Annotated in this window: 15 protein-coding genes, 1 other RNA gene and 1 pseudogene; 6 read left to right on the forward strand and 11 right to left on the reverse strand. The window is 73.8% G+C overall.

The genetic code is table 11. From position 1 onward, the window contains the following. Positions 1-4: 4 nt before the first annotated feature. Entirely contained in the window at positions 5-883 is an 879-nt protein-coding gene (locus tag ACI2L3_RS00520) for an endonuclease/exonuclease/phosphatase family protein (protein ID WP_404750085.1), read from the forward strand. Here the strand turns inward: ACI2L3_RS00520 and ACI2L3_RS00525 are convergent. The 3 genes from ACI2L3_RS00525 to ACI2L3_RS00535 are packed head-to-tail and all read right to left on the reverse strand — an operon-like array spanning position 848 to position 12,698. Then, the gene (locus ACI2L3_RS00525) at positions 848-8,080 is read right to left on the reverse strand and encodes a MupA/Atu3671 family FMN-dependent luciferase-like monooxygenase (RefSeq protein ID WP_404750086.1); all 7,233 of its coding nucleotides are present in this window, start codon (positions 8,078-8,080) and stop codon (positions 848-850) included. The two genes, ACI2L3_RS00520 and ACI2L3_RS00525, sit on opposite strands and share 36 nt — an antisense overlap. Beyond that, on the reverse strand, positions 8,077-11,409 hold the full coding sequence (locus ACI2L3_RS00530; protein WP_404750087.1) for a type I polyketide synthase: 3,333 nt from the start codon (positions 11,407-11,409) through the stop codon (positions 8,077-8,079). The genes ACI2L3_RS00525 and ACI2L3_RS00530 overlap by 4 nt, the downstream gene beginning before the upstream one ends. Continuing rightward, complete coding sequence (locus tag ACI2L3_RS00535; protein WP_404750088.1) at positions 11,406-12,698, reverse strand: MFS transporter; 1,293 nt, start codon at positions 12,696-12,698, stop codon at positions 11,406-11,408. Before ACI2L3_RS00535 ends, ACI2L3_RS00530 begins: the two co-directional genes overlap by 4 nt. A gap of 257 nt (positions 12,699-12,955) precedes the next feature. Here ACI2L3_RS00535 and ACI2L3_RS00540 point away from each other — a divergent pair, with 257 nt between their 5' ends. Continuing rightward, the gene (locus tag ACI2L3_RS00540; protein WP_404750089.1) at positions 12,956-13,174 is read left to right on the forward strand and encodes a response regulator transcription factor; all 219 of its coding nucleotides are present in this window, start codon (positions 12,956-12,958) and stop codon (positions 13,172-13,174) included. Positions 13,175-13,187: 13 nt separating this feature from the next. Here ACI2L3_RS00540 and ACI2L3_RS00545 read toward each other — a convergent pair whose 3' ends face one another. The 4 genes and pseudogenes from ACI2L3_RS00545 to ACI2L3_RS00560 all read right to left on the reverse strand — a co-directional run bounded on the left by ACI2L3_RS00545 (position 13,188) and on the right by ACI2L3_RS00560 (position 16,966). Further along, on the reverse strand, positions 13,188-14,615 hold the full coding sequence (locus tag ACI2L3_RS00545) for a DEAD/DEAH box helicase (RefSeq protein ID WP_404750090.1): 1,428 nt from the start codon (positions 14,613-14,615) through the stop codon (positions 13,188-13,190). A gap of 115 nt (positions 14,616-14,730) precedes the next feature. Beyond that, positions 14,731-15,134: RNase P RNA component class A (gene rnpB, locus ACI2L3_RS00550), an RNA gene on the reverse strand. Positions 15,135-15,261: 127 nt separating this feature from the next. Continuing rightward, a pseudogene (locus tag ACI2L3_RS00555) lies at positions 15,262-16,044 on the reverse strand (DMT family transporter); the annotation flags it as partial. Continuing rightward, positions 15,956-16,966 carry a helix-turn-helix domain-containing protein gene (locus tag ACI2L3_RS00560; RefSeq protein ID WP_404750091.1) on the reverse strand — a complete coding sequence of 337 codons (1,011 nt, stop codon included), beginning with the start codon at positions 16,964-16,966 and terminating at the stop codon, positions 15,956-15,958. The pseudogene ACI2L3_RS00555 and the gene ACI2L3_RS00560, both read right to left, overlap by 89 nt. Before the next feature lie 99 nt (positions 16,967-17,065). Here ACI2L3_RS00560 and ACI2L3_RS00565 point away from each other — a divergent pair, with 99 nt between their 5' ends. Both ACI2L3_RS00565 and ACI2L3_RS00570 read left to right on the forward strand, forming a co-directional pair. After that, positions 17,066-17,953 carry a MerR family transcriptional regulator gene (locus ACI2L3_RS00565; RefSeq protein WP_404750092.1) on the forward strand — a complete coding sequence of 296 codons (888 nt, stop codon included), beginning with the start codon at positions 17,066-17,068 and terminating at the stop codon, positions 17,951-17,953. A 2-nt stretch (positions 17,954-17,955) separates the two neighbouring features. After that, positions 17,956-18,576, forward strand: coding sequence for a hypothetical protein (locus ACI2L3_RS00570; RefSeq protein ID WP_404750093.1), 621 nt, complete (start codon positions 17,956-17,958; stop codon positions 18,574-18,576). On the opposite strand, the gene ACI2L3_RS00575 is transcribed toward ACI2L3_RS00570, so the two are convergent. Beyond that, positions 18,558-20,006, reverse strand: coding sequence for an RNB domain-containing ribonuclease (locus tag ACI2L3_RS00575; protein WP_404750094.1), 1,449 nt, complete (start codon positions 20,004-20,006; stop codon positions 18,558-18,560). The genes ACI2L3_RS00570 and ACI2L3_RS00575 overlap by 19 nt on opposite strands. A gap of 132 nt (positions 20,007-20,138) precedes the next feature. Between ACI2L3_RS00575 and yaaA the strand changes: the two genes are divergently transcribed. Next, positions 20,139-20,945 carry a peroxide stress protein YaaA gene (yaaA, locus tag ACI2L3_RS00580; RefSeq protein ID WP_404750095.1) on the forward strand — a complete coding sequence of 269 codons (807 nt, stop codon included), beginning with the start codon at positions 20,139-20,141 and terminating at the stop codon, positions 20,943-20,945. 73 nt (positions 20,946-21,018) lie between these two features. Next, entirely contained in the window at positions 21,019-21,636 is a 618-nt protein-coding gene (gene eda / locus ACI2L3_RS00585) for a bifunctional 4-hydroxy-2-oxoglutarate aldolase/2-dehydro-3-deoxy-phosphogluconate aldolase (protein ID WP_404750096.1), read from the forward strand. Here eda and ACI2L3_RS00590 read toward each other — a convergent pair. From ACI2L3_RS00590 to ACI2L3_RS00600, 3 genes are read right to left on the reverse strand one after another with little or no spacing between them, the layout of a single operon-like run. Further along, positions 21,633-23,234 (reverse strand): bifunctional RNase H/acid phosphatase, encoded by a 1,602-nt coding sequence (locus tag ACI2L3_RS00590; RefSeq protein WP_404750097.1) that lies wholly within the window; start codon positions 23,232-23,234, stop codon positions 21,633-21,635. The two genes, eda and ACI2L3_RS00590, sit on opposite strands and share 4 nt — an antisense overlap. An 11-nt stretch (positions 23,235-23,245) precedes the next feature. After that, the gene (locus ACI2L3_RS00595; RefSeq protein WP_404750677.1) at positions 23,246-23,989 is read right to left on the reverse strand and encodes a zinc ribbon domain-containing protein; all 744 of its coding nucleotides are present in this window, start codon (positions 23,987-23,989) and stop codon (positions 23,246-23,248) included. Beyond that, a complete protein-coding gene (locus ACI2L3_RS00600; protein ID WP_404750098.1) occupies positions 23,986-24,837 on the reverse strand; it encodes a Nif3-like dinuclear metal center hexameric protein in 852 nt (283 codons plus the stop codon). The genes ACI2L3_RS00595 and ACI2L3_RS00600 overlap by 4 nt, the downstream gene beginning before the upstream one ends. Between the last annotated feature and the right edge of the window lie 113 nt (positions 24,838-24,950).

Below are 24,950 nucleotides of genomic sequence, written 5' to 3' on the forward strand. Positions count from 1 at the left end.
AACGATGGGTGGAGCGATCTCCGGTCTGCGGTTGATGACCATGAACGTGCTGGAGCCCCGGTACGCCGACGGCGCGCGCCGGAGGAAGATCCTGGCGCGGGAGCTGCGGCGGCTGGCCCCGGACGTCCTCGCGCTGCAGGAAGTGACGCGCGCCGACGTGGCCGCGCTCGGCGACGCGGGCTGGCACGTCGTCCCGCACCCCCGGTGGTCCTCCGACGGCGTGGGAGCGGTGCTGGCCGCCCGCCGCCCCTTCGGCCGCGTCGTGAGCGACCCGCTGCAGGTGACCGCGCGTACGGCACGCACCGACTGGTGCGGTGTCGTCGCCGCCGAGCTCGCGCTCCCGGAACCCTTCGGCCCGGTCCTCGTCGTCCATCACAAGCCGAGCTGGCCCTACGACTACGAGCACGAGCGGGAGCTCCAGGCTTTGGCCGCCGCCCGCCTCGTCGACCGGGTCACCGCCGGACACCCCGCGCGTCACACCGTCCTGCTCGGCGACCTCGACGCGTCACCCCACTCCGCCAGTCTGCGGTTCCTGCAAGGGCTCCAGTCGCTGGACGGGGTGAGCGTCTGCTTCCAGGACGCCTGGTCGACCGCGCAGCCCCACGAGCCGGGCCCCACCTTCAGCCCGGACAACCCCCTCGTGCGGCAGGGCGACATGCCCGCGGCGTCGGACCGCCGCATCGACTACGTCCTGCTCCGCTGCGGCTCCCACGGCCCCACCCTGCACGTCTCCTCGTGCCGCCGGGTCCTGGTGGAACCGGTGGACGGCGTGCAGGTCAGCGACCACTACGGCCTGGTCGCCGACCTGACGCCGCCCGGTCACCCGCCGGGCCGGTGGACGACGGCGTCACCGGCCGCCGGTGAGGGGACCCCCGTCCCGTAGCGCCCGCGCCGTCTCCCGCGCCAGGAGCTCGACGTACGCGCCGGTCCAGGCCTCGACGGTCGCGCGGTCCCACAGGTCGGTCGAGTACTCCAGGTAGCCGGAGAGCACGTCGCCGGTGGGGATCAGGCCGAAGTTGAACTCGGAGCGGGCGCCGGGGACCGCGAGGTCCTCGACCGCCGTGGTCACGCCCGGCAGCTCGATCTCCGTCTCCAGGGAGCTCTGGTACTGGAAGCCGAGCGCCAGCCGTTCCGGCACCTCGGTGCCCAGCGCGGCGCTCACGTCCGCCGCCACCGCGCGGATCGGCGCGGCGTGGTCGATGGCCCCGACCGCGTCGCGCGCCACCTGGTCCACCAGCGCCCCGAACGACGCTGCGCCGCCGCCCCGCACCCGCAGCGTGAAGGACGACACCGTGCAGGCGGCGAGCGCCTCGAACTCGCGCCGCTCGCGGTTGGCGTAGGAGATGCCGAGCACGACGTCCGGCTCCTTCCCCACCTCCGCGACCAGCCTGCCCAGCGCCGCCGCCGTCACCACGAAGGGCGTCGTGCGGTGCCGGCGCGCCAGCGCCTCGACGTCGGCCCGCACGGCCCGGCCCACCGTGAACAGGACCACGTCCCCCGCGCCGCTCAGCTCCGCGGGGCGCGGCCTGTCCAGCGGCAGCGGCATACCGAAGGGGGCGCCCTTCAACTGGCGCGCCCAGTAGTCGACCAGGCGGCCCTTGTCCTGCGTACGGCTCTGCTCGCGCTGCCAGCGCGCGTACTCGGCCGGCTGCGGGACGTCCGCCGGGAGGCCGTGCGGGGCGCCGGTGGCCGCCGCCCGGTACAGCGCGGCGAGTTCGCGCAGCAGGACGCTGACGGACCAGCCGTCGCAGGCGGCGTGGTGCAGGACGAAGAGCAGCACCCAGCGGTCGCGTCCGGTGCGCAACAGGCGGAGTACGAGCGCGAGTTCGGCCTCGATGTCGAAGGGGACCGCCGCCGTGTCCGCGGCCGTCCGTTCCGCCTCCGCCTCGGCGGCGCCCGCCGTTCCGTGGCGCGCGAGCAGGTCCTCCTCCGGCAGCTCCACCGGCCGGGGGCGCAGCGCCTCCTGCCACCACTCCCCGCCGTCCCGCACGAAGCGGGTGCGCAACGCCGCGTGCCGGGCGACGAGTTGGGTGAGCGCGGTACGCAGGGCGCGTACGTCCAGCGCTCCCGTCAGGGTGAGCCGCATCGCCACGTTGTAGATCTGCGGGCGCGGATGGGTGCGGTGCCGGGTGATGAAGGCGGCCTGCTGGGCGGTGACGGGGGCGCGCCCCACCACGTCCGTGTCCCCTCCGGCGTCTCCTCCGGCGTCTCCTTTGGCGGTCCCTTCGAGGTACGCCGCCATCGCCCGCAGCGTCGGCTCCTCGTAGAAGCGGGCCACGGGGTACTCCGTACCGAACTCCTCCCGTACGCCGTTCGCGAGACGGATCGCCGTGAGCGAGTGACCGCCCAGCTCGAAGAAGGAGGCGTCGGCGCCGATCGCCGCCGCGTCCAGCTCGAACTCCGCGGCCCAGAGCCGCTTCAGGCGGGCCTCGACGCCGTCGGCGGGAGCGGCGGTCACCGGGGCCTTCGCGGGGGCGGTCGAGGTGGTCAGGGCCGGGACGGGGAGCGCGGCGCGGTGCACCTTGCCGTTCGGGGACAGGGGGAGTTCGGGGAGTACGGACCAGGCGTGCGGCACGAGGTGGTCGGGGAGGCGGGCCGCCAGCTCCGCCGTGAGGCGGTCGGCCAGGGCCTGTTCCTGAGCCGAGGTCGAAGCCTGCCCAGCCGACGCGGGTACGACGTAGGCGGCGAGGCGGGCCTCGCCCCGGCGGTCGCGGTGGGCGAGGACGAGGGCGTCGCGGACCTCCGCCAGGCCGTTGAGGGCGCGCGAGACCTCCTCGGGTTCGACGCGGTGGCCCCGTATCTTCACCTGGTCGTCGGCCCGGCCCCGGAACTCCAGCGCGCCGTCGCCGGTCCAGCGGACCAGGTCGCCCGTGCGGTACATCAGCCCCTCGGCGCCCAGCGGGTCGTCCACGAAGCGCTCCGCCGTGAGGTCGGGCCTGCCCAGGTACCCGGCGGCGACACCGGGCCCGCCGACGTACAGCTCCCCCACCTCACCGGCGGGCACCTCCCGGCCCCGCTCGTCGAGCACCCGCAGGGTGACGTTGTCGACGGGGCGGCCGATGGGTATCGGGCCGTCGGCGGGGTGCGGTTCCACTGTCTGGACCGTGCACAGGACGGTCACCTCGGTGGGGCCGTAGACGTTCACCGTCTCGTACGGGGCGCCGGGGCGCGGCCGGGTGCGCAGCACGTCGCCGCCCAGCAGCAGGTGCCGCAGCGGCGGCTGCCGGTCCTCGGGGAGCGTGAGCACCGCCTCGCCGAGAGCCGTCGGCAGGATGGAGAAGGTGATCCGGTGGTCCGCGTACCAGCGGGCCAGCACGGCCGGGTCCCTGCGGACCGCGTCGTCGGCCACGACGACCGTGGCGCCCGCGGTCAGCGCGGGCCAGATCTCCAGCGCGGCCGCGTCGAAGCCCTGACTGCAGACGGCGGCGGCCCGGTCGTCCGCACTGAACCCGAAGCGCTCGTGGTGCCACTGGCACAGGTCCACGACCGCCCGGTGCGGGACGGCTACGCCCTTGGGGGTGCCGGTGCTGCCGGAGGTGTAGATGGCGAAGCAGAGGGAGTCGGGGGTGGGTGGTGCCGTCGTCGCCGGGTCGCTCAGGGGAGTGGCTGCGGTGACGTCCACCAGTGTCGTCCCGGCCGGCCACGTGGGCCGTACGCCCGCGTCACCGGCCTCCGCACCGTCCACCACCACGATCCGCGCGCCGCTCTCCGTCACGACGGCCTCGGCTCGCGCGCCGCCCTGTCCGGGGTCCAGCGGCACGTACCCGCGCCCCGACTTGAGGGCCGCCAGCATCGCGACGATCAGGTCGGCGCCGCGCGGCAGCCACAGCGCGACCGGTGCGCCGCCGCCGTCCGCGGTCCGCAGCACGGCCGCGAGCCGCTCGGCCCGCGCCGCCAACTCGCCGTACGTGAGCGTCACTTCACCGCTGATCACGGCGGGGCGGTCCGGGGCGACCTCGGCCCAGCGCGACGCGAGGGAGTCGACGGTGCCGCTCGCCGTCCGCTGCCGGACGGGCCCGTGCCGCCACTCGCGGGGCACCACGGCCGGAACGCTCCCGTCCCCCACCGCATCCGCGAGGACGTCGCGGAAGGTGGCGAAGAGCGCGTCGACCGTCGCCTCGTCGAAGAGGTCCGTGTGGTACTCCAGGTGGCAGCGGATGCCACCGGGCTGGTCGGTGAAGTACACGCTGAGGTCCGTCAGCGCCTTGTCCGGCCCCGAGTCGAGCGGCGTCGCCCGCACTCCGGGCAGGTCGAAGCGGAAGGGGTCGCCGGTCTCGAACTCGGCGAGCGTCTGGAAGACAGGCGTCCGGTCGAGCGTGCGGGGCGGCGCCAGCTCCCGTACGACCGCCTCGAAGGGCACGTCCGCGTGGTCGTACGCGTCCAGCGCCATGCCCCGTACGCGGTCGAGGAGCGTGCCGAAGTCCGGGTCGCCGGAGAGGTCGAGGCGCAGGGCCAGGGTGTTGACGAAGAAGCCGACCACGTCCTCGTACTCGGCGGTGCGGTCGGACATCGGAGTACCGATGACCAGGTCGTCCTGGCCGGTGACGCGGCGCAGCGCGGCCGCGTAGCCGGCGAGCAGGGTCATGAAGAGAGTGCTGCGGTGCTCGCGGGCGAACCGCCTGACACCGTCGGACAGTTCGGGTTCGAGCGTACGGAACAGGGCGCGGCCGTTGGACGTCATCACGGCGGGCCGCGGCCGGTCGGTGGGCAGCCGCAGGACGGGCAGGTCGCCGGCGAGCGCCTTCTTCCAGTACGCGAGGTCCTCGGCCGCTTTCGGTCCTTCGAGCGCGGCGCGCTGCGCGCGGGCGTGCTCGGCGTAGGTGCGGGTGAGGGCGGGGAGCTCCGCGGCCGGTGCGCCCGGCAGGTGGGCGCGGTAGAGGGCGGAGACGTCGCGGGCCAGCACGGCGGCCGAGGCCGCGTCCATCACGATGTGGTGCAGGGAGAGGACGAGGACGTGCCGCCGCGCACCGAGGCGGACGAGCCGCGTGACGAAGAGCGGGCCGTTGGCCAGGTCGAAGCGGCGCTCGCTCTCGGCCCTGAGCACGTCGGCGACGAGGTCTCCGGTACGGGTGTCGGGGTCGGTGCCGGTGCCGTCGACCACTTCGAAGTCCGCCTCGCCGGGCGGGAGCGTGAACTGCCGCGGCTCGCCGCCCACCTCACGGAACACGTTGCGCAGCTGCTCGTGCCGTTCGGCGAGGTCGCACAGGGCGGCGCGCAGCGCGGGGACGTCCAGCGTCCCTTCGAGCTCGATGGCCTTGGTCTCGTTGTACGCGGTGCGGCCCGGCAGCATCCGCTCCAGGAACCAGACACGCTGCTGGCCGGGGGACAGGGGCGCCCCGCGGTCGGTCACCGGCTCGGGAGGAGTCACGTACGCCCGCCGCAGCCCGTCGAAGTGGACCAGGCCGTCCCGCAGCACGGCCGGCGCGACACCGAAGTCGACGAGACCGACGATTTCGTCGGCGCCCGCGGCACGCACCGCGTCCACGACGGACCGCACGCTCTCGGGGCTGCCGATGAGGGCCCGCTGGTCGCAGTAGCGGTCGTAGGCGCGGCGGAAGACCACGTCCAGGTCGTCCTCGGTCATCGCCGACAGGTCGATCCGGTGGCCCAGGCTGTTGGCGACGTTCCCGAAGAGGGAGAGGGAGGAGCGCATGTACCGGGAGAGCGGCTCGCGCGCCTCGGCGCGGGCCGTCGCGTGGTCCTCGGCGAGGTACGTGTGCAGCAGCACGGCCACGTGCCCGGCGTCCGGGTCGAGACCGCACTCGGCGCGGGTGCGCCGGTAGAGGGCGACGTTGTCGCGGAGCTGCTCGACGCTCTGCGTCATGAGGTTGGTGACGATGCCGACGTCGTGGCGCGCGGCCAGCTCGTACGACGCCGGGTTGCCGACGACGGCCGTGTACATGGGCGGGGCGTCCTGGACGGGGCGGGGGAACAGCCGCAGGTTGCTCTCGCCGTCCCCGGTGGCGCGGCGCACCGGGTCGCCCCGCCACAACTGCCTTACCTGCTCGACCTGTTCGTACATCGTCTCGCGGTGCGAGCCGAAGCGCTCGGGGAAGAAGACGAAGTCGTCGGCGTTCCATCCGCCGGCACAGCCGATACCGATCCGGCCGCCGGACAGGTTGTCGACCATCGACCACTCTTCGGCGACGCGGATCGGGTCGTGCAGCGGCAGCACCACCGAGCCCGCGTTGATGCGGACGCGGCTCGTCTCGCGGGCGAGGGCGGCGGCGAGCACGACGGGGTTGGGGAAGAGGCCGCCGAAGGAGTGGAAGTGCCGCTCGGGGATCCACAGGGAGTGGAAGCCGCTGCGGTCGGCGAACCGGGCCGTCTCCAGGATGTGGTCGTACTTGCCGTGCCGCGGGGCCGCCTCGTCCTGCGGGTAGTCGCCGAAGAAGTAGACGCCGAAGTCGAGGGGGCGGGGGCGCGGGCGGGGGCGGGCGGGCTCCGGCTGCTCAGACCGCTCCGGCTGGGCCGCGGCCGCACTGTTCCAGGCCATCGCCTGCGGCTTGGCGGGGGCACTGGCCCGGGGCCTGGGCCTGGTGGGAGTCCCGAGCGAGAACCCGGCGTCGCGCAGCTCCCGCAACGAGTCCTTCACCGCGTCCACGATGAACTCGACGTCTCCGTCGGAGTGTTCGGTGGACAGGAAGAAGTTGCGCCACTCCCACACGTGGACGCCGCGCAGCATCAGGTGGTGGTAGAGCAGCTCCATGTCCGCGCGGTGCTCGAAGCGGAACATCGAGCCGAAGTGGCTCATGCTGAGGGCGAACCCCTCCGCCTCGAAGAAGGCGTTGAGGGTGGCGGCCATGGCGTCCGTGCGGGCGTTCAGGCGCTCCTGGAGCCGTGGGCTGTGCTCCTTGAGGTGGGCCAGTACGGCACGGGTGGCGACCATCGACACCGGGTGCTGGATGTACGTACCGCCGAAGAACGTCGTGTCGGCCTGCGGGTAGCTGTCGTCCCCGTACCGCCAGTGGCCGCCGTCGATGCCGTCCATGATGTCGGCCCGGCCCGCGACGGCGCCGATGGGGAAACCGCCGCCGAGCAGCTTGCCGTACGTGGCCAGGTCGGGCGTGACGCCGTAGAGCTCCTGGGCGCCGCGCAACGCGGGGCGGAAACCGGTCAGCATCTCGTCGAAGAGCAGCACGATGCCGTGGCGCGCGGTCAGTTCGCGCAACCTGCGCACGAACTCGGCGGGCCGCAGCGACGGATGGCGGCTCTGGACCGGCTCCACGACGACCGCCGCGATGCCTGCGGCCTCCCGCTCGATGACGGCGAGGCTCTCCTCACTGCCGTACGGCAGGACGAGCAGGTCGGCGACGGCGTTGTGCGGGACGCCCGCGGACATCGGCACGGTGGTGAGGCCTTCGCCGCCGGTGTGCGGGGAGCGGCCGAGGACGTTGTCGTTGTGGCCGTGGTAGGCGCCCTCGAAGGTGATGATGCGGGAGCGTCCGGTGGCGGCGCGGGCGAGCCGGATGGCGGCCGAGTTCGCCTCCGTACCGGAGTTGGCGAAGGCGACGCGCTCCATGCCGGTCAGCTCGGCGAGCAGCTCGGCGGCCTCGCCGGTCTCCACGGTGCGCGGGCCGAGCTGGATGCCGCGCGAGAGGTGCTCCTGGACCGCTTCGGTGACGAATGCGGGCTCGTGGCCGAAGAGGAGGACGCCGAAGCCCATGGTGATGTCGACATAGCGGTTGCCGTCGACGTCCTCCAGCCAGGAGCCCTTCGCCCGCCGCCCCGCGATGGGGTACAGCATCTCCTTCGTACTGCTGCGGAAGCCGACCGCCGCCCTGCTGTCGGCGAGCACGCGGCGGTAGCGCTGGGTGATGCTCTTCGAGGTGGCCGTCTTGGCGGTGTAGCGGCGGACGAGGTCGTCCAGGTGGGCCCGCTGGCTGTCGGACGCGGTGCCGCGGAGCATGCCGGAGCCGCGGGGGACTTCCAGGCGGGGGCCGTGCTGGGCGGGGCGCGGCGCCGGAGTCTCCTCGGCCGCTGTCGTCGCCCCCATCTGTTCGGTGATGCGCCGCGACAGCTCGGCCATCGCGGCGAGGTCCCGGTCGACGGCGGCGGAGACGGAGCCGGGCGCGGTCATCGATCCCCCTGCGCGGCGAGCAGCTGGGAGAGCTGGCCCATGACTTGCAGCTGCATCTGGGTGAGCTGGTGGACCTGGCGCACGAGGTCCTCGACCTCCTGCCGGGTGGCGTACTCGGTGGGCGCCGCCGGGGCGGGCGTGACCGTCGGCGCGGGGGCCGTCGGCGCGGGAGCCGTCGGCGCGGGGATCGTGGGCGCCGCATGAACCGGCGGCTCGGGCAGCGGCTCGGAGCGCCGTTCCGGCAGCGGCTCGGAAAGCCGTCCGGGCAGCGGCTCGACGCGCCCCGCCCCCGCCTTGCCCGCGATGATCACCGCGAGCCCCTTCGCCGTGCCCGCCTCCTCGAAGAGCTCCCGCATCGACACCTTGACCTGGTGCTCCTCCTCCAGCTCCCGGAGCACCCCGATCATCTGGAGGGAGTCCGCGCCGAGGTCGAAGAAGGAAGCGTCCTCGGCTATCTCACTCGTGTCGTAGCTGAGGTGCTTCGCGGTGACCTTGATGATGTGCTGGAGCACGCGCTCGACCGCTGCCTCGTCCTGTGCCACTTCCGCCCCACCCCTTGCGAGTTGTCCGTGTCGTACGGGCCGGGGAAGGAAGTTCTCCGGCCCTGTCCAGTAGTCCTTGTGCTGGAATCGGTAGCCGGGCAGGGGAATCCTGCGACCCGCCCCGCCGTCCATGAAGGCCCGCCAGGCGACGGGCGCCCCGGCCCGGTACAGACCGGCGGCCGCGTCCCACAGCGGTTCGAGTCCGGCGCCGCGCCGCAGCGTCGGGAGGGCCGCCCGGTCCGGGAGCTCCCTGCGCGCGAGGCCGCTGAGCGTCGTGTGCGGGCCGAGCTCCACCAGCGCGCCCACGTCGTCGTACGCCGCCGTCCCCAACTCCCGCAGTACGTCCGCGAAGCGCACCGGCTCCCGCGTCTGCCGTACGAAATAGTCGGCGTCCGGGACCCAGCCGGGCGGCCGGGTGCGTCCGTCAAGGCCGCTCACGAACGGCACGTCGGACGGTCGCGGCACGGCCTCGGCGACCAGCTCCCGCAGCCCGTCGAGGACCGGGTCCATGAGGGCGGTGTGGAAGGCGTGCCGCACCGGGAGTTCCCGCGCGTGAACGCCGCGCCCGGCGAGCAGCTCCGTCAGGCGTCCCACGGCGGCCGCCGGGCCCGCGAGCACCTGGTTCCACCCGCCGTTGGTGACGGCGAGCTCCACGCCGGGGACCTCGGCGGCGAGCCGCTCCGCCGTGGCCGTGTCCGTCTGCACCGCGACCATCGCGCCGGGCTCGCACCGGAGCCGCATGAGCCTGCCGCGCCCGGTGGTCAGCCGCAGCCCGTCCTCGGCCGACAGCACACCCGCCGCGTGCAGCGCGCCGTACTCCCCCACGCTGTGCCCCGCCACGACGCGCGGCGCGATGCCCGCCTCGCGCCACAGGCGGACGAGCGCGCACTGGAGCGCGAAGAGCGCGGGCTGCGCCACGTCGGTGTCCAGGACCGGCTCCCCCGCGGCCCCGCCCCCGTCTCCGTCTCCGGTGCCGAGCAGCGGGCCGAGGAGGCTGTCCCCGCCGGTGAGGTCGGCGAACTGCCGCTCGCAGGCGTCCAGGACTTCGCGTACGACGGGAAAGCGCCCGTAGAGAGCGCGGGCCGCGCCCCGGTGGAGGCTGCCCTGCCCCGTGCAGAGGAACCCGGCGCCGTCCCCGCCCGGCGGCCATGGCCGGGGCCGCGCCAGCCAGTCGTCGAGGGCGCCGGTGAGCGCGGGCACGGTGTCGCCCCGCACGGCGAGCCGGTGCCTGCGGTGGGCGCGGCCGAGGGCCAGCGTGGTCACGAGGTCGGCGGGGTGCGTGCCGGGGTGGGCGCGCAGGTGGTCGCGGAGGGCGGCGGCGTTGGCGGTGAGCGCCTGCTCGGTGTGGCCGGCGACCAGCAGGAGGCCGGGGGGCGGTGGGGCGTCGGCGGGCCGGGGCGCGGGCTCGGGGGCCTGTTCCAGGACGACGTGCACATTGGTGCCGCCGACGCCGAACGAACTCACGCAGGCCCTGCGCGGCACGTCGCCCTCCGGCCACGGGCGTGCGGTTTCGGGGATGTAGAACGGGCTGGCGGCGAGGTCCAGGGCGGGGTTGGGGCGGCGGAAGTTGGCCATCGGCGGGATGACGCCGTGCCGCAGTACGAGGAGGGCCTTGACGAGGCTCGCCAGGCCCGAACACACGTCGAGGTGGCCGATGTTGGCCTTGACGGAGCCGAGCGCGCAGTAGCCGGTGCGGTCGGTGTCGGCGCGGAACGCGGCGGTCGCGCCCTCGAACTCGATGGGGTCGCCCTTGAACGTGCCGGTCCCGTGCGTCTCCAGGTAGCCGATGGTGCTCGCGTCGACACCGGCCCGGCGCAGGGCGCGGCGGATCGCGCCCCGCTGGCCGGCCGCGCTGGGCGCGGTGAACGCCTTCTTGTCCGCGCCGTCGTTGTTGACCCCCCAGCCCCGGATGACGCCGTGGACGTGGTCGCCGTCCGCGACCGCCCGGTCGAGGCGCTTGAGCACCACCGCCACGACGCCCGTACCGCCGACCGTGCCGTCCGCGTCGGCGTCGAAGGGCCGCAGGTACCCGCTCTTGGAGAGGATGGATCCCTTGACGTACTGGTAGCCGAGCACCTGCGGCACGTGCAGGGCGGTGGCCCCGGCGACCGCGATGTCGCACTCCCCGGCGACGACGGACTGCGCCGCGAGATACACCGCCGTGAGCGAACTGGAGCACGCCGTCTGGACATTGACGGCGGGGCCGGTGAGGCCGAGGCGGTAGGCGGCGCGGTTGGCGGTGAAGTCGTTGAAGTTGCCGATGGTGACCTGGAGACCGGCGACCCAGTCGGCGATCTCGCCCTTGAGGACGTTGTTCTGGAGGTAGTTCTGGAGGGAGTAGAGGTGGTAGCCGGTACTGGCGTACACCCCGACCTCGCGCCCGGCCGCGTCCCCGCCCCCTCCTGCGTACCCGGCGTTCTCCAGCGCGTGGTGCACGCACTCCAGGAACAGCCTCTGCTGCGGATCGGTGATCCGCGCCTCGTGGGCGCTCATCCCGAAGAACGCCGCGTCGAACCCCGCGATGCCGTCGATGACCCCGCTCGCCCCGACGAACTCGTCGGCCCCGTACCGCTCTTCGGGCACTCCGGCGGCGGCGAGCTCGGCATCGGTGAAGCGGCGGATGCAGTCGGTGCCGTCGCGGATCGTGCGCCAGAACTCCTCCGGGGTGTCCGCGCCGGGCAGCCGGAAGGACATCCCGACGACGGCGACGGCGTCACGGCCGCCCGCCGCGTCACGGCCGTCCACGGCGTCACGTTCGATGGCGGCGTCACGTTCGATGGCGGTCATCGGGCCTCACTCTCGCTTTCCACGGAACCGCCGCTCCGCGCCGGGACGGTCACCGCCCTGTCGGTCGCCGTCCGGCCCTGCCGCACCATCACCACGAACATCCCGATACACAGCGCGATCGCCACCCCATGCAGCAGGCCCACCACCTGGAAGGGCGAGAAGCGGTCCAGGAGGGCGCCGCTGACCAGCATTCCCAGGCCGAAGCCGGTGTTCTCGACCGACGCGGAGAGGCCGAAGAGCCTGCCTCGCTGTTCGTCGGGGGCCGCCTGGAGGCGGGTGACGTAGGCGATCTCGGTGAGCCCGTCGGCCATGCCCGCCACCAGGGCGGCCACGACGGCCACCCCCGTGGGCAGCCCGGCGAAGACGACGATGAACGCGGCCGACATCACGCAGGCCCCGACCGCGAACGCCCGCTCCCCCGGCCCCTGCCGGCCGCCGCGCCCTGCCCACCGCCCGCACACCTGCTGCATGACGATGTTGCCGATGGCCCAGGTGGCCCAGAACTGGCTGATGAACGTGGCGGGGTGGGACGGGTCGAGGTCGCTGGAGTAGACGGGCAGGGCCACGTTGTGGGACGAGGAGCCGAGGCCGTCGGCGGCCCGCAGCGCGATCATGAGGGCGAGGACGGGAGCGGCCCGCAGCAGCAGGAGCGAGCCGGCGGCGCGCCTGCGCCGCCCGGCTCCCGCACCTTCCGCCGCCTCACCCGCAACCGCCCCCGGCGCTTCCCGCGGCTCCGCCCTCGTACGGATAGGCAGCGAGAGCAGCACGCACGCGGAGACCGCGAAGGTGGCGGCGTCCAGGGAGATGGCGGCGACGTATCCCAGCTGGGCGACCACGACACCCGCGGAGGCGAACCCGGCGATCATCGCGAGCGAACGCCCCGTGGCAAGCAGCGAGTTGGCGCGCAACCGCAGGTCGCTGCCGACGATCTCCGGGATGCTGGTGCGCAGCGCGACGCCCGACAGGGTGGAGCAGAAGCCGGTCACGACGGCCAGTACGTAGAGAAGCCCGGCACGGCCCGCGTCGGGGGCGATCAGCAGCGCTATCATTGCGGCGCACTGCGTCAGATCGGCGCCGACCATCAACACTTTACGGTCGTACGCCGAGACCAGCCGCCCGCTCACAAAGCCGGACGCGACACTGGTCAACAGGCGTACGGCCATGAAGATCCCAGCGGCCAGCGCGCTGTCGGTCACCTCGTAGACGAAGACGTTGAGGGCGACCATGTTCAGGTAACTGCCGTACGCCGAGACGCCGTTGCCCACGACGAGCAGGCGAAAGTGCCGCAACCGTTCCCCCCTGGTCCGCGCCGGGCTGCCGTTCAGGACGTGCACGGCTGCCGCTCAGCCGAGACCGCCTCACACTCGCCCGCCCCGAACCACGCCTACAGTCACCCGAATTGGGGACTTGACACGGCCGATGGCGCTCAGTAGCCCAGCGTTTCCCCTGGGTATGCGGGGATTCCTTTCTGTTTCGGCACGACCGTGGTTAGATCACGTTGCGGCCACAGCCGCCGTACGTGTTGACAGTCCCTCCCGGAGGGAAGATGCCAGTAGACAGCCGCTCGCAGAACGCGCCGGCGTTGTCCCACAGGGAGCGTCAGGTGCTCGCCCACATCGCGGCAGGCCTCTCCCACAAGCAGATCGCCAGGCGCCTGGGCATCAGCGTGCACACCGTGAGCACGTATCTGCGCCGCATCCGCAGCAAGCGCACCGCGCCCACGGTGGCCCATCTGATCCACCTGAGCCGCACCGAGGGCTGTTAGCGGCCGCGAGCCGTCAGCCGCCGCGCCGCACCCGGGCCGCCTTGCGGGCCTCCGCTAGCTTGCGGGCCTCGCTGCCCTTGCGGGACTTGCCGCCCGCACCGCCGCCACCCGTGCTGCGGGAGGCGTCCTTGCTGGTGCCGAGGCCGCGGAAGGGCGTGTTGACGTTCTTGGGGCGGGTCTCGGCGGGCCCGCGGTCGAGCGGGGTGCCGGAGGGGGCCTTCGCCCCGGTGATCCGGCTCAGCTCCGCCTCACCTGAGCGCACCTTGGTGAGCGTCGGCTCGATGCCGGCCTCGGCCAGGACCTGGCTCGTCTCGCGGCGCTGGGCGGACAGCACGAGGGTGACGACCCGGCCGGACTCGCCGGCCCTGGCGGTGCGGCCCGCGCGGTGCAGATAGTCCTTGGGGTCGGTCGGCGGGTCGACGTTGACCACCAGGTCGAGGTCGTCGACGTGCAGGCCGCGGGCCGCGACGTTGGTCGCCACGAGAGCGGTGACCTGGCCGTCCTTGAACTGCGCGAGCGTACGGCTGCGCTGCGGCTGGGACTTGCCGCTGTGCAGGGCGGCGGCGCGCACCCCGCTGTCCCGCAGGTGCTTGGTGAGCCGGTCGACGGCGTGCTTGGTGTCGAGGAACAGCAGGACGCGGCCGTCGCGGGCGGCGATCTCCGTGGTGACGGCGTACCGGTCGGGGCCGTGGACGACCAGGAGGTGGTGGTCCATCGTCGTGACCGCGCCCGCGGACGGGTCGACCGAGTGGACGACGGGGTCGTGGAGGTAGTCGCTGACCAGCTGGTCGACGTCGCGGTCCAGGGTGGCCGAGAACAGCATCCGCTGGCCGTCCGGCCGCACCTGGTCGAGGGCCTCGGTGACCTGCGGCAGGAAGCCCATGTCGCACATCTGGTCGGCCTCGTCGAGGACGGTGATCCGGACCTGCCCCAGGCGGCAGGCCTTGCGTTCGATGAGGTCGTGCAGCCGGCCGGGGGTGGCGACGACGACCTCGGCGCCGTCGCGCAGCGCGGCGATCTGGCGGCTGATCGAGATGCCGCCGACGACCGTGGCTATCCGCAGCCGCAGCGCCTCGGCGTACGGCGTGAGCGCCTCGGTGACCTGCTGGGCCAGCTCGCGGGTGGGCACCAGGACCAGCGCGAGCGGCTGCTTCGGCTCCGCCCGTCGCCCGGCGGTCCGGGCGAGCAGCGGCAGTCCGAAGGCGAGCGTCTTGCCCGAGCCGGTCCGCCCACGGCCCAGGACGTCGCGGCCCGCAAGGGCGCTGGGCAGCGTGGCGGACTGGATGGGGAAGGGCTCGGTGACGCCCAGCCCGGTGAGCGTCCGCAGCAGGGCGGGCGGCAGGTCCAAGCCGGCGAAGGAGGAGTCCTGGCCGGTGAGGGAGGGGTCCTGACCGGCGAGGGGGGAGCCCTGGTCGGTGTGGGAGCGGTCCTGGTGGGTCATGGTGAGCCTTCCGCATCGGGAGCGTACGCGTACCGAGGAAGGCCCGGCAGGCTTCGGCCCAGCGGGCGCGGGGCCGGAGTGGAGATCCGCTCCGGCCGGGCCGGAGCGGGTGGGGCAGACGAGTCGGGCTGTACGCCGGGTTCTGTCCCGCGGGTCCTCGCGGACGTCGCGGTGACGGCCATCCATCTAGGGCCGGCATTGCTGCCGGCCTCGTGCGGTCTACCCGCGGACTCGGGCGGGCAGCCCTCGATCGTCCGCGCAGAAACACCGGGGTGTTTCCTTTTGACCTTGCTCCAGGTGGGGTTTACCTAGCCGCCTGAGTCACCTCAGGCGCTGGTGGTCTCTTACACCACCGTTTCACCCTTACCGGGGGCCTGAGCCCTCGGCGGTCTGTTTTCTGTGGCACTGTCCCGCGGGTCACCCCGGGTGGCCGTTAGCCACCACCTTGCCCTGTGGAGCCCGGACGTTCCTCGGGAAGGGCCCCCGAAGGGGTCTTCACGCGGCCGCCCGCCCGGCTCGTCTGCCGTGCCGACCATGTTACCCGGCGGGTCCCTGAGCCGGACCCCGCGCCCGAGGTCGCCGCCGTCGCCAGGAAGGATCCCGCGAGGATCAGGGCGAAGGCCGCCACGACGTCCGCCGACAGCGGCTCGGCGAGGAACGTGACGCCCGCCGCCACCGCCACGGCCGGATTGACGTACGTGAAGACGACCGCGCGGGTCGGCCCCGCCTCCCTGATCAGTTCGAGGAAGACGACGAAGGCGAGGGCCGTGCAGACGACACCGAGGCCCGCGAGGGACGCCAGGGTCTCGGTGTCCGGCATCGTCTCCGGCCAGGTCGCCGCCGCCGCAGGGGCGTAGACCAAGGCGGCCAGGGTGAGGCAGGGAGCGATCAACTGCAGGGTGGGGACGCCGCGCAGGTGGCGGGCGACGATCAGCGGGGCGACGGCATAGCCGAGGGCGGTGAGCATGACCTCCGTGAGGGACCAGGCGTCGCCGCCGGTCAGGTGCGGCACCGTCAGGACGGCGACGCCCGCCAGGCCGAGCCCGAGACCGGTGAGGCGGCGCGCGCCGAGGCGTTCGGTGTCCCCGAAGAAGCGGGCGAGGAGCGCGCCGATGATCGGGACGGCGGCGATGAGGAGCCCGGCCGTGGAGCTGGAGATGCGGCGTTCGGCGTCGGTCAGGGTCCACCACGGGCCGAGGATCTCCACGCAGGCGAAGACCAGCATGGGACGCCAGTGCGTCTTCAGTACGCCGGGGAGTCCGCCCTGCCGTACGGCGAACGGGAGGAGCAGCGCCGCGCCCAGCGCACAGCGCGTGAAGACCACCATCGACGGCGACAGATCACTGTCCACCGCCACCTTGATCATGAAATAGGGGATGCCCCACAGGACACCCATGAGCGAGAAGAGGAACCAGCCGCGTGCCGTCATGCGCGCAGTTTCGGCCGCCCCTCCTGCCGGTGTCTTGAACGCTGTTGCGGTACGCCGCCGGGGTCACCCCGAGCACCCTGCGGAACCAGCGCGTGAGGTGCGCCTGGTCGGCGAAGCCCACCAGCGACGCCGCCTCGGCCGGGCGCAGGCCCGCCTCCAGATGGGCGCGGGCCCGCTGCACGCGGTACTGGGCGAGCCACGCGTAGGGCGGCATCCCCGTCGACGTACGGAAGGCGCGCAGCAGCTGGTAGCGGGAGAGGCCGAGCGGCGCGGCGAGTTCGGCGAGGGTGGGCGGGGTGAGGAGTTCGTCCGCGAGGCGGCCGCGCACGGTGCGGGCGATGTGGTCGGCGCCGGGCACGCGGTCGTCGAGGGGGCGGGCGGTGCCGTGCCTGCGGGCGAGCGCGGCGAGCAGCCACGGGATCCGGGACTCGGCCTCCAACGGGTCGACGGGTGAGCCCGGTCCGACGGGTGATCCCGGTCCGGCGTGGGAGCCCCGTCCGGTGTGCGCGCTCAGGCCGGTGTGCGCGGCGCGCAGGGCCGCGGCGAGGCGGGGATCGTCGATGACCGGGTCGCGGAAGTGCGGCGGGACCGTGGTGCCCTCGCCGAGGAGGGGCGCCGCCGGGTACATGGCGCGGTAGGCGTAGCCGCCGGACGCGTCGGGGCCGCCGGTGTGCACCTCGCCGGGGGCGAGGACGACGATGGAGCCGGGTCCGACGCGGAGCCGTCCGCCGCGGTAGTCGATGACCTCGGAGCCGCCGACGCAGACGCCGACGGTGAACTCCTCGTGGTAGTGCGGCGCGTAGCGGTGCCGGTCGAAGCGCGCGGTCAGCAGGTCCAGCGTCCGGCCGCCCGGACCGACCGGGGCCCGCGCCCACACCGCCACCTCCCGGGACCGCCCGGCCGTCGTCGCCTCGTGTTCCATGTGGTGCCGCTCCCCCGGTGAGTCGCCGTCGTGCCGCGCGGGCCGGCCCGCCGGGCCGAAGGTTGACCTTGCCGCAGCGTCAACGTTTCTACTGAGTGCATGCGGATCGGAGAGCTCGCCGGCATCGTCGGCGTCACCACACGCGCCATCAGGCATTATCACCACCTGGGCCTGCTGCCGGAGCCCGAACGGCGGCCCAACGGGTACCGCGAGTACGGGCTGCGGCACGCCGTCGTGCTGGCCCGCGTCCGGCGGCTGACCGGGCTCGGCCTGGGACTCGCCGAGGTGCGGGACGTACTCGCGGACGACGCGGGCCGCGACCTCGCCGAGGTCCTCGCCGAACTGGACGCGGACCTCGCCCGGCAGGAGACCGCGATCCGGGAGCACCGGGCGCGGCTGCGGGCCCTGCTCGACGACGCGGAGCACGGGCGCCTGTCGGCCGAGGGCCCCGTCTCCCCCGAACTGGCCGGCTTCTTCGGCGAGATGGCCCGCGCGTCGGAGGGGCGCCAGGGCCCGGAGTCCGTGATGGCCGCGAAGGACCGGGAGTTCCTCGTCCTGCTCGACACCACCGCGTCGCCGGAGGACCGGGACGCCTTCCTCGCCGCGATGCGCCCGGCGCTCGGCACGCCCGGGGCTGTGGAGCGGGCCCACGAGGTGTACGCGCGGCTCGACGCCCTCGCCGGCGCCGACCCCGCCGACCCCCGCACGGACGCCGCCGTGGACGAGGCCGCGCGCGCCCTCGCCGACTCGCTGCCGGACTCGCTCCTCACCGAGCTGGGGACCGAGGACGCCCGGGCTCTCGCCGACGGCCGCGGGACCCGCGACGACGGCTTCCTCGAAGCGTTCTTCGCCGACCTCGCGCCCGCGCAGGCCGAGGCGGTGCGCCGCGCGATGCGGCTGCTCGCGCTCCGCGGCGTGGACACGGACACGGACATGGACACGGACACGGACACGGATCCGGCGGCAGAGGGCGGGGGATCGGGATGACGATGACGAGGCCACTCCGGCGGCTCTTCGGGCACGAACTGCGCGTCCTGGGCAGCCTCTTCATGTGGGTGACCCGGCGGCGGCACGGGGTGCGCCCGGCGGCGGGCGACCGGGCCTTCGGACACGCCCGCGGTCAGGCGGCGACCATGTACGGCCTGACCTTCGTCTGTGTCGTCGAGGCGTTCGGCATGTCCGTGCTGCTGCGGGACCACCCGACCGCGCACACCGTCGCGCTGGTCGTCGACGTCTACGGCGTGCTCCTGATGCTCGGCATCCACGCCGCGTCCGTCACCCGCCCGCACGTCCTGTCGCCGGACGCGCTGCGGGTGCGCCAGGGCGCGCACCGGGACCTGCGGATACCGCTGGCGCTGATCACCGCCGTACGCGCCGAGCGGCTGTTCACGCACGAGGCCGCCGACGGCGTGCTCGACCTGCCCGTCGCGTCGACGACCTCACTCACCCTTGAGCTCGGCCGGCCCGTCACCGACGTCGGCTTCCTCGGGAAGCGGCGCGAGGTGACGAAGGTCCGCCTGCACGCCGACGATCCGGACCGGCTCCTCGCCGCCCTGCGGGAACGGCTCGCGGCCCCCGCCCCGGACCATCCTCACGCGGGCGCGAACTGAACCTTCGCCGTGCCGGGGTCGGCCTGCGTGAGCCGGGCCCTCACCCGCTCCCCCAGCGGCAGCGCGGCCGGGCCGCCCTCGATCCGCGCGACGACCGCGGGCTCCGCCACCTGCACGGTCCCGACCGCCGGGTCCCGCTCCCGTACGTCCACGACGACCGCGTCGAAGATCTCGCCGACCCGCTCCTTCAGCAGCGCGGCCTCGACGACGTCCACGCACTCCCGCTCCACGGTGTTGCCACGCCGCGTGCCGTCCGCCATCTCCTTCGGCAGCTCGTCCAGGGCGGCGAGCACCCACTCCGGGGGTGGCGCGTCCGCGCAGGCCGCGAGGGCGAGCTCGGAGGCGTAACGGTCGACGAGGCGGCGCAGCGGGGCCGTGCAGTGGGTGTAGGGGGCGGCGACCGCGGCGTGCGTGGTGAGCGCGGGGACCTGCCCTCCGCTGAACGCCGTGTAGCCCGCGCCGCGCAGCAGCGTCGTGCACTCCTGGAGGAAGGCGGCGTGGTTTGGCTCGCGCGGGTCGAGGGAGCGTACGAGCTGCGCGTACGGCACGTGGTGCGGCCAGTCGATGTGCAGCGCCTTGGCGGTGCGGCGCAGCCGGCCCACCGCTCCGTCGGGGGCGCTGGGCAGCGTCCGCAGGATGCCCGCCCCCGAGGCGATCATGAGCTCGGCGGCGGCCATGCCGGTGAGCAGTGAGATCTGCGCGTTCCAGCCGTCGGCGGGGAGCGGGGCGCGGAAGGCGAGTTCGTACGTTCCGTTCCGCTGGACGATCTCCTGCTCGGGCACGTTGAGGGAGATGCCGCCGCGGTCGGCCTCCTGCCGCTCGCGCAGCTTTCCGATGTCCCGCAGGAGCGCGACGGGTTCCTCCGCGGTGCCGTCGTCGATGGCCCGTTGCACCCCTTCGTAGTCGAGCTTCGCCCGGCTGCGCACGAGGGCACGGCGCACGTCGGTCGCCACGGTACGGCCGTCCGCGTCCAGGTCGATCGTCCACAGGACCGCGGGACAGCTCTGCCCCGGCAGCAGGCTGGCGGCGCCCTCGCTCAGCGCGGCGGGGTGCAGCGGCACCTTCCCGTCGGGGAAGTAGAGGGTCGTCACCCGCCGGTGGGCCTCGGCGTCCAGCGGGCCGCCCGGCGCGACGTACGCGGCGACGTCGGCGATCGCGTACCGCACCCGGAAGCCGCCGCCGTCGCGCCGCGACAGGTGCATGGCCTGGTCCAGGTCGACGGAGGTGGGAGGGTCGACGGTGAAGAGGGGGATGTCCGTGGCGTCGTGCGCCGGTTCCGGCAGCCGGGGCGCGGCGGCGGCGCGCTCCGCCTCCGCGAGGACGTCGGCGGGGAACTCTCCGGGCACGTCCAGTTCCGTACGCAGATCACGCAGCGCGATCCGCAGGGGGGCGTCGGCGGTGGCGGTCACGCGGAGCTGACGGCGGGGCATGAGTCGAGGGTAGGGCGGGGGCGGAGTTACGGCACGTGGGTGTGCGGCAAGCGATCCGGAACCATCCCGTCGGCCCGGGTACCGTTTCGCGGGGGCCGCACCCCCTCCCCGTACCACCGAAGGAGTCCCACCGTGCTCGTCCTGCTGCCGCCGTCCGAAGGCAAGGCGTCCTCCGGCCGAGGTGCCCCCCTCCAGCTGGAGTCCCTGTCGTTGCCGGGGCTCGTCGAGGCGCGGCGGGCCGTTCTGGACGAGCTCGTCGAGTTGTGCACCGCGGACGAGGAGAAGGCCCGCGAGGTGCTCGGGCTGAGCGAGGGGCTCCGCGGTGAGGTCGCGAAGAACGCCGGGTTGCGTACGGCCGGTGCCCGGCCTGCCGGGGAGATCTACACGGGCGTGCTGTACGACGCCCTCGGCCTCGCCTCCCTCGACGCCGCCGCCAAGCGCCGCGCCGCCCGCTCGCTGCTGGTCTTCTCCGGTCTGTGGGGCGCCGTCGGCGTCGGTGACAGGATCCCGTCCTACCGGTGCTCGATGGGCGTGAAGCTGCCGGGCGTCGGCGCCCTGGGCGCGTACTGGCGTACGCCGATGGCCTCCGTCATGCCCGAGGCGGCCGGCGACGGGCTCGTCCTGGACCTGCGGTCGTCGGCGTACGCGGCGGCGTGGAAGCCGAAGGGCGAGGTCGCCGGGCGGACGGCCACCGTACGCGTGCTGCACGCGCAGATCGATGAGAAGACCGGTGCCGAGAAGCGGTCCGTCGTCTCGCACTTCAACAAGGCGACGAAGGGCCGGATCGTCCGTTCCCTGCTGTCGACGGGGGCCGAGCCGAAGGACCCGGCCGAGCTGGTCGAGGCGCTGCGCGACCTGGGGCACGTGGTGGAGGCGGAGGCTCCGGCCAAGGCGGGCAAGCCGTGGGCCCTGGACGTGGTGGTGCGGGACATCCACTGACGCCCGACCACTGGGGTTGCAGCATGTGCAACCACCTTTGCGCATGCTGCTCCCGCCGGTGCAGGATGCCCTCATGACCTCCTCCGTACTGGACCTCGCCCCCGTCATCCCCGTAGTCGTCGTCTCGGACCTCCAGGACGCCGTGCCGATGGCGCGGGCCCTGGTCGCGGGCGGGCTGCCCGCGATCGAGGTCACCCTGCGGACGCCGGTCGCGCTCGACGCGATCTCGGCGATCGCCGCCGAGGTGCCGGACGCGGTGGTGGGCGCGGGCACCGTCATCACGGCGCGGCACGTCTCCGACTCCGTGGAGGCGGGCGCCCGTTTCCTCGTGAGCCCCGGCTGGACGGATTCGCTGCTGGACGCGATGCGGGGTTCCGGCGTGCCGTTCCTGCCGGGCGTCTCGACGACCTCGGAGGTCGTGGCACTGCTCGAACAGGACGTACGGGAGATGAAGTTCTTCCCGGCGGAGGCGGCCGGCGGCACCGCCTACCTGAAGTCGCTCGGCGCCCCGCTCCCCCAGGCCCGGTTCTGCCCGACCGGCGGGATCACGGCGGGCACCGCGCCGACCTACCTCGCGCTGGACAACGTCGGCTGCGTGGGCGGCAGTTGGATGCTTCCCGCCGACGCGGTCGCGGCCAAGGACTGGGACCGCGTCGAGTCCCTGGCCCGCGAGGCAGCGGCCCTGCGCTAGCGCAGGTGCGACGTGTCGTTCAGGAGGCGCAGCGACGCGTTGCCGTCGGCGTAGTACGCCACGGCCGACACCGAGGCCGCCGAGAGCTCCATGCGGAACAGGGACTCCGGCGGGGCGCCGAGCGCGAGCCGCACCAGCGTCTTGATGGGCGTCACGTGCGTGACGAGCAGAACGGTGCTTCCCGCGTACGCGCCGACCAGCCGGTCGCGCGTCGCCGCCACTCGGCGGGAGACCACCGCGAACGACTCGCCGCCGGGCGGTGCCGCCTTCGGCGAGGCCAGCCAGGCGTCGAGCTCCTCGGGGTAACGCTCACGCACCTCGCCGAAGGTCAGGCCCTCCCAGGCCCCGAAGTCCGTCTCGCGCAGGCCGTCTTCGAGGTGTACGTCGAGTCCGAGGCGGGCGGCGACGGTGTGCGCGGTCTCCTGGCAGCGCTTCAGCGGTGACGACACGATCGCCCGGATCGTGCCGCGCGCGCCCAGCGCGGCCGCGGCCCGCTCGGCCTGCTCGCGCCCCACGTCCGACAGGGACGGGTCCGACCCACCGCTTCCGGAGAACCGCTTCTGGGGCGTGAGCGCGGTCTCGCCGTGCCGCAGCAGGACGAAGGTCGCGGGCACACCGAGGTCGGCGGGCGCGGCCCAGCCGACGGGCGGGGCGGAGACGTTGCGCGCGGCGCGGACGTCGGCAGCGGTGCGGGAGCCGGTGCCAGTACCGGTACTGGTACTGGTGTCAGTGCCGATGCCGGTGCCGGTGTTGGTGCCGATGCCCGTGCCAGTGCCGGTGCCCGTGCCGGTGCCCGTGCCAGTGCCGGTGCCCGTGCCTGTGCCCGTGCCGATGCCGGTGCCGGTGCCGGTACCGATGCCGATGCCGGTGCCGGTGCCAGTGCCGGTACCGATGCCGATGCCGGTGCCGGTGCCAGTGCCGGTACCGATGCCGGTGCCCATGCCCGTGCCCGTGCCCGTGTCGGTGCCCATGCCGATGCCGGTACCGGTGCCGGCACCCGTGCCGACGCCGGTGTCGCTCGGCGACGAAGGTCCTGGGGCCGACGCCCCCACCAGCGCCGCCCGTGCCCGCGCCGCGCCCGCCGCCGCGTCCCCCGGCGGGCCGGAGGGCTCCGGGACGGCGGGGGCGGCCGCCCGCGCGGCCCGTGCGTCGAGCTCCGCCGTCGACGCCGACGCCGACCACCGCTCACCCCGCTTGCCCGCGTCCATCGCCTCGTTCGCGAGCCGGTCCGCGTGCTTGTTCTTCTCGCGCGGGATCCACTCGTACGTCACCCGGGAGGCGGGGAAGATCCGCGCGGCCTCCGCCGCGAGGGGCTTCATGTCGGGGTGCTTGATCTTCCAGCGGCCCGACATCTGCTCGACGACGAGCTTGGAGTCCATGCGGACGTGGACCGAGGCGCCCGGGTCGAGCTGGTGGGCCGCCTTCAACCCGGCCACCAGGCCCTTGTACTCGGCGACGTTGTTCGTCGCGACGCCGATGTACTCGGCGGCCTCCATCAGGGTCTCCCCCGTGGCCGCGTCGATGACGACCGAGCCGTACCCCGCGGGCCCCGGGTTGCCCCGCGACCCGCCGTCGGCCTCGACGATGAACTCCCGCACGGACACGGCTCCTAGAGGCCCGACTCGGACGTGCGGACCAGGATGCGGCGGCAGTTCTCGCACCGCAGGACCGTGTCCGGGGACGCCGCCTTCACCTCGTTGACCTCGGTGATGTTGAGCTCCAGGCGGCAGCCCTCGCAGCGCCGCTGGTAGAGCTTGGCGGCTCCGACGCCGCCCTCCTTCTCGCGCAGCTTGTCGTAGAGCTTCAGCAGGTCGGCCGGGACGGACGCGGCGACGACCTCGCGCTCCTTGGTGACCGTGGCGGCCTCGCCGTCGATCTCCTCGAACGCGGCGTCGCGGCGGCCCGTCGCGGCGTCGATCTTCGACTGGACCGAGGAGACCCGCTCGGTGAGCTCGGCGACCCGCTCCTGCGCGGACTCGCGGCGCTCCATGACCTCCAGGACGACGTCCTCGAGGTCTCCCTGGCGCTTGGCGAGGGAGACGATCTCCTTCTGGAGGTTCTCCAGGTCCTTGGGCGAGGTGACCGCGCCGGAGTCCAGGCGCTGCTGGTCGCGGGCCGCGCGCTGACGGACCTGGTCGACGTCCTGCTCCGCCTTGGTCTGCTCGCGGGCGCAGTCGCTCTCCTCGGTGGTCGAGGCGACGAGCAGGTCACGCAGTTGCGTGAGGTCCTTGTTGAGCGATTCGATCTCGGCGTGCTCGGGCAGGGACTTCTTCTTGTGCGCGAGCTGCTGCAGGCGTACGTCCAGGGCCTGGACGTCGAGCAGTCGGATCTGGTCGGCGGGCGCGGCGTTCAGTTGGGGGCTCCTGTTGAGTCGATAGGCGAGGCCGCGTGGGCGGTCCAGGGGTCGGTGACCGTCTTCGAGACGTGGACGCGCAGTCCCCATCCGTTCCGGTCGGAAATCTCGTCGAGCTGGGCTGCGGCCAGCTCGCACCAGGGCCACTCGGTGGCCCAGTGCGCCGCGTCGAGCAGCGCGAGGGGCGTGCGTTCGCGGGCCTCGGACGCCGGGTGGTGGCGCAGGTCCGCGGTGAGGAAGGCGTCCACGCCCGCGGCGCGCACGTCGTCGAAGAGGCTGTCGCCGGAGCCGCCGCTGACCGCGACGGTCCGGATCAGGGCGTCCGGGTCGCCCGCGACGCGGATGCCCTGCGCGGTGGCGGGCAGCCGCTTCGCGGCGCGCTCGGCCAGCTCGCGCAGGGTCAGCGGGTGTTCGAGTTCGCAGATCCGGCCGAGGCCGCGGCGGCCGTGGCGGTCGGCGGGGTCCGGCACGAGGGGGCGTACGACACGGAGGTCGAGCGCGCCCGCGAGGGCGTCGGAGACACCGGGGTCGGCGCGGTCCGCGTTGGTGTGCGCGACGTGCAGCGCGACGTCGTGCTTGATCAGGTCGTGGACGACGCGGCCCTTGAAGGTGGAGGCCGCGACCGTCGTCGTACCGCGCAGGTAGAGGGGGTGGTGGGTGACCAGGAGCTGCGCTCCGAGCCGCACCGCCTCGTCGGCGATCTCCTGGACGGGGTCGACGGCGAAGAGGACGCGGGAGACCTCCGCGTCGGGGTCTCCGCAGACCGTGCCGACCGCGTCCCAGCTCTCGGCCAGTTCGGCGGGCCACAGGGCGTCGAGCGCGGCGATGACTTCAGACAGACGGGGCACGGAGAAAGGCTACCTTCCCGCTGCGCTCGGCATGTCGCGCGTCACGTACCGCTGCCGACCGGCTACGGAGTGCCCCCTTCGGGGGCGCGGGGAACGGCGCGCTCAGCCCGCCA

This window comes from Streptomyces sp. NPDC029674 (genome assembly GCF_044903205.1).
Lineage (GTDB): Bacteria > Actinomycetota > Actinomycetes > Streptomycetales > Streptomycetaceae > Streptomyces.

Coding starts and splice junctions, on each gene's coding strand:
- ACI2L3_RS00530 (WP_404750087.1), bottom strand. CDS start 11,409: ATGACCGCCATCGAACGTGACGCCGCCATCGAACGTGACGCCGTGGAC.
- ACI2L3_RS00560 (WP_404750091.1), bottom strand. CDS start 16,966: ATGGAACACGAGGCGACGACGGCCGGGCGGTCCCGGGAGGTGGCGGTG.
- eda (WP_404750096.1), top strand. CDS start 21,019: ATGACCTCCTCCGTACTGGACCTCGCCCCCGTCATCCCCGTAGTCGTC.
- ACI2L3_RS00570 (WP_404750093.1), top strand. CDS start 17,956: ATGACGAGGCCACTCCGGCGGCTCTTCGGGCACGAACTGCGCGTCCTG.
- ACI2L3_RS00565 (WP_404750092.1), top strand. CDS start 17,066: ATGCGGATCGGAGAGCTCGCCGGCATCGTCGGCGTCACCACACGCGCC.
- ACI2L3_RS00575 (WP_404750094.1), bottom strand. CDS start 20,006: ATGCCCCGCCGTCAGCTCCGCGTGACCGCCACCGCCGACGCCCCCCTG.
- ACI2L3_RS00545 (WP_404750090.1), bottom strand. CDS start 14,615: ATGACCCACCAGGACCGCTCCCACACCGACCAGGGCTCCCCCCTCGCC.
- ACI2L3_RS00540 (WP_404750089.1), top strand. CDS start 12,956: ATGCCAGTAGACAGCCGCTCGCAGAACGCGCCGGCGTTGTCCCACAGG.
- ACI2L3_RS00525 (WP_404750086.1), bottom strand. CDS start 8,080: ATGACCGCGCCCGGCTCCGTCTCCGCCGCCGTCGACCGGGACCTCGCC.
- ACI2L3_RS00520 (WP_404750085.1), top strand. CDS start 5: ATGGGTGGAGCGATCTCCGGTCTGCGGTTGATGACCATGAACGTGCTG.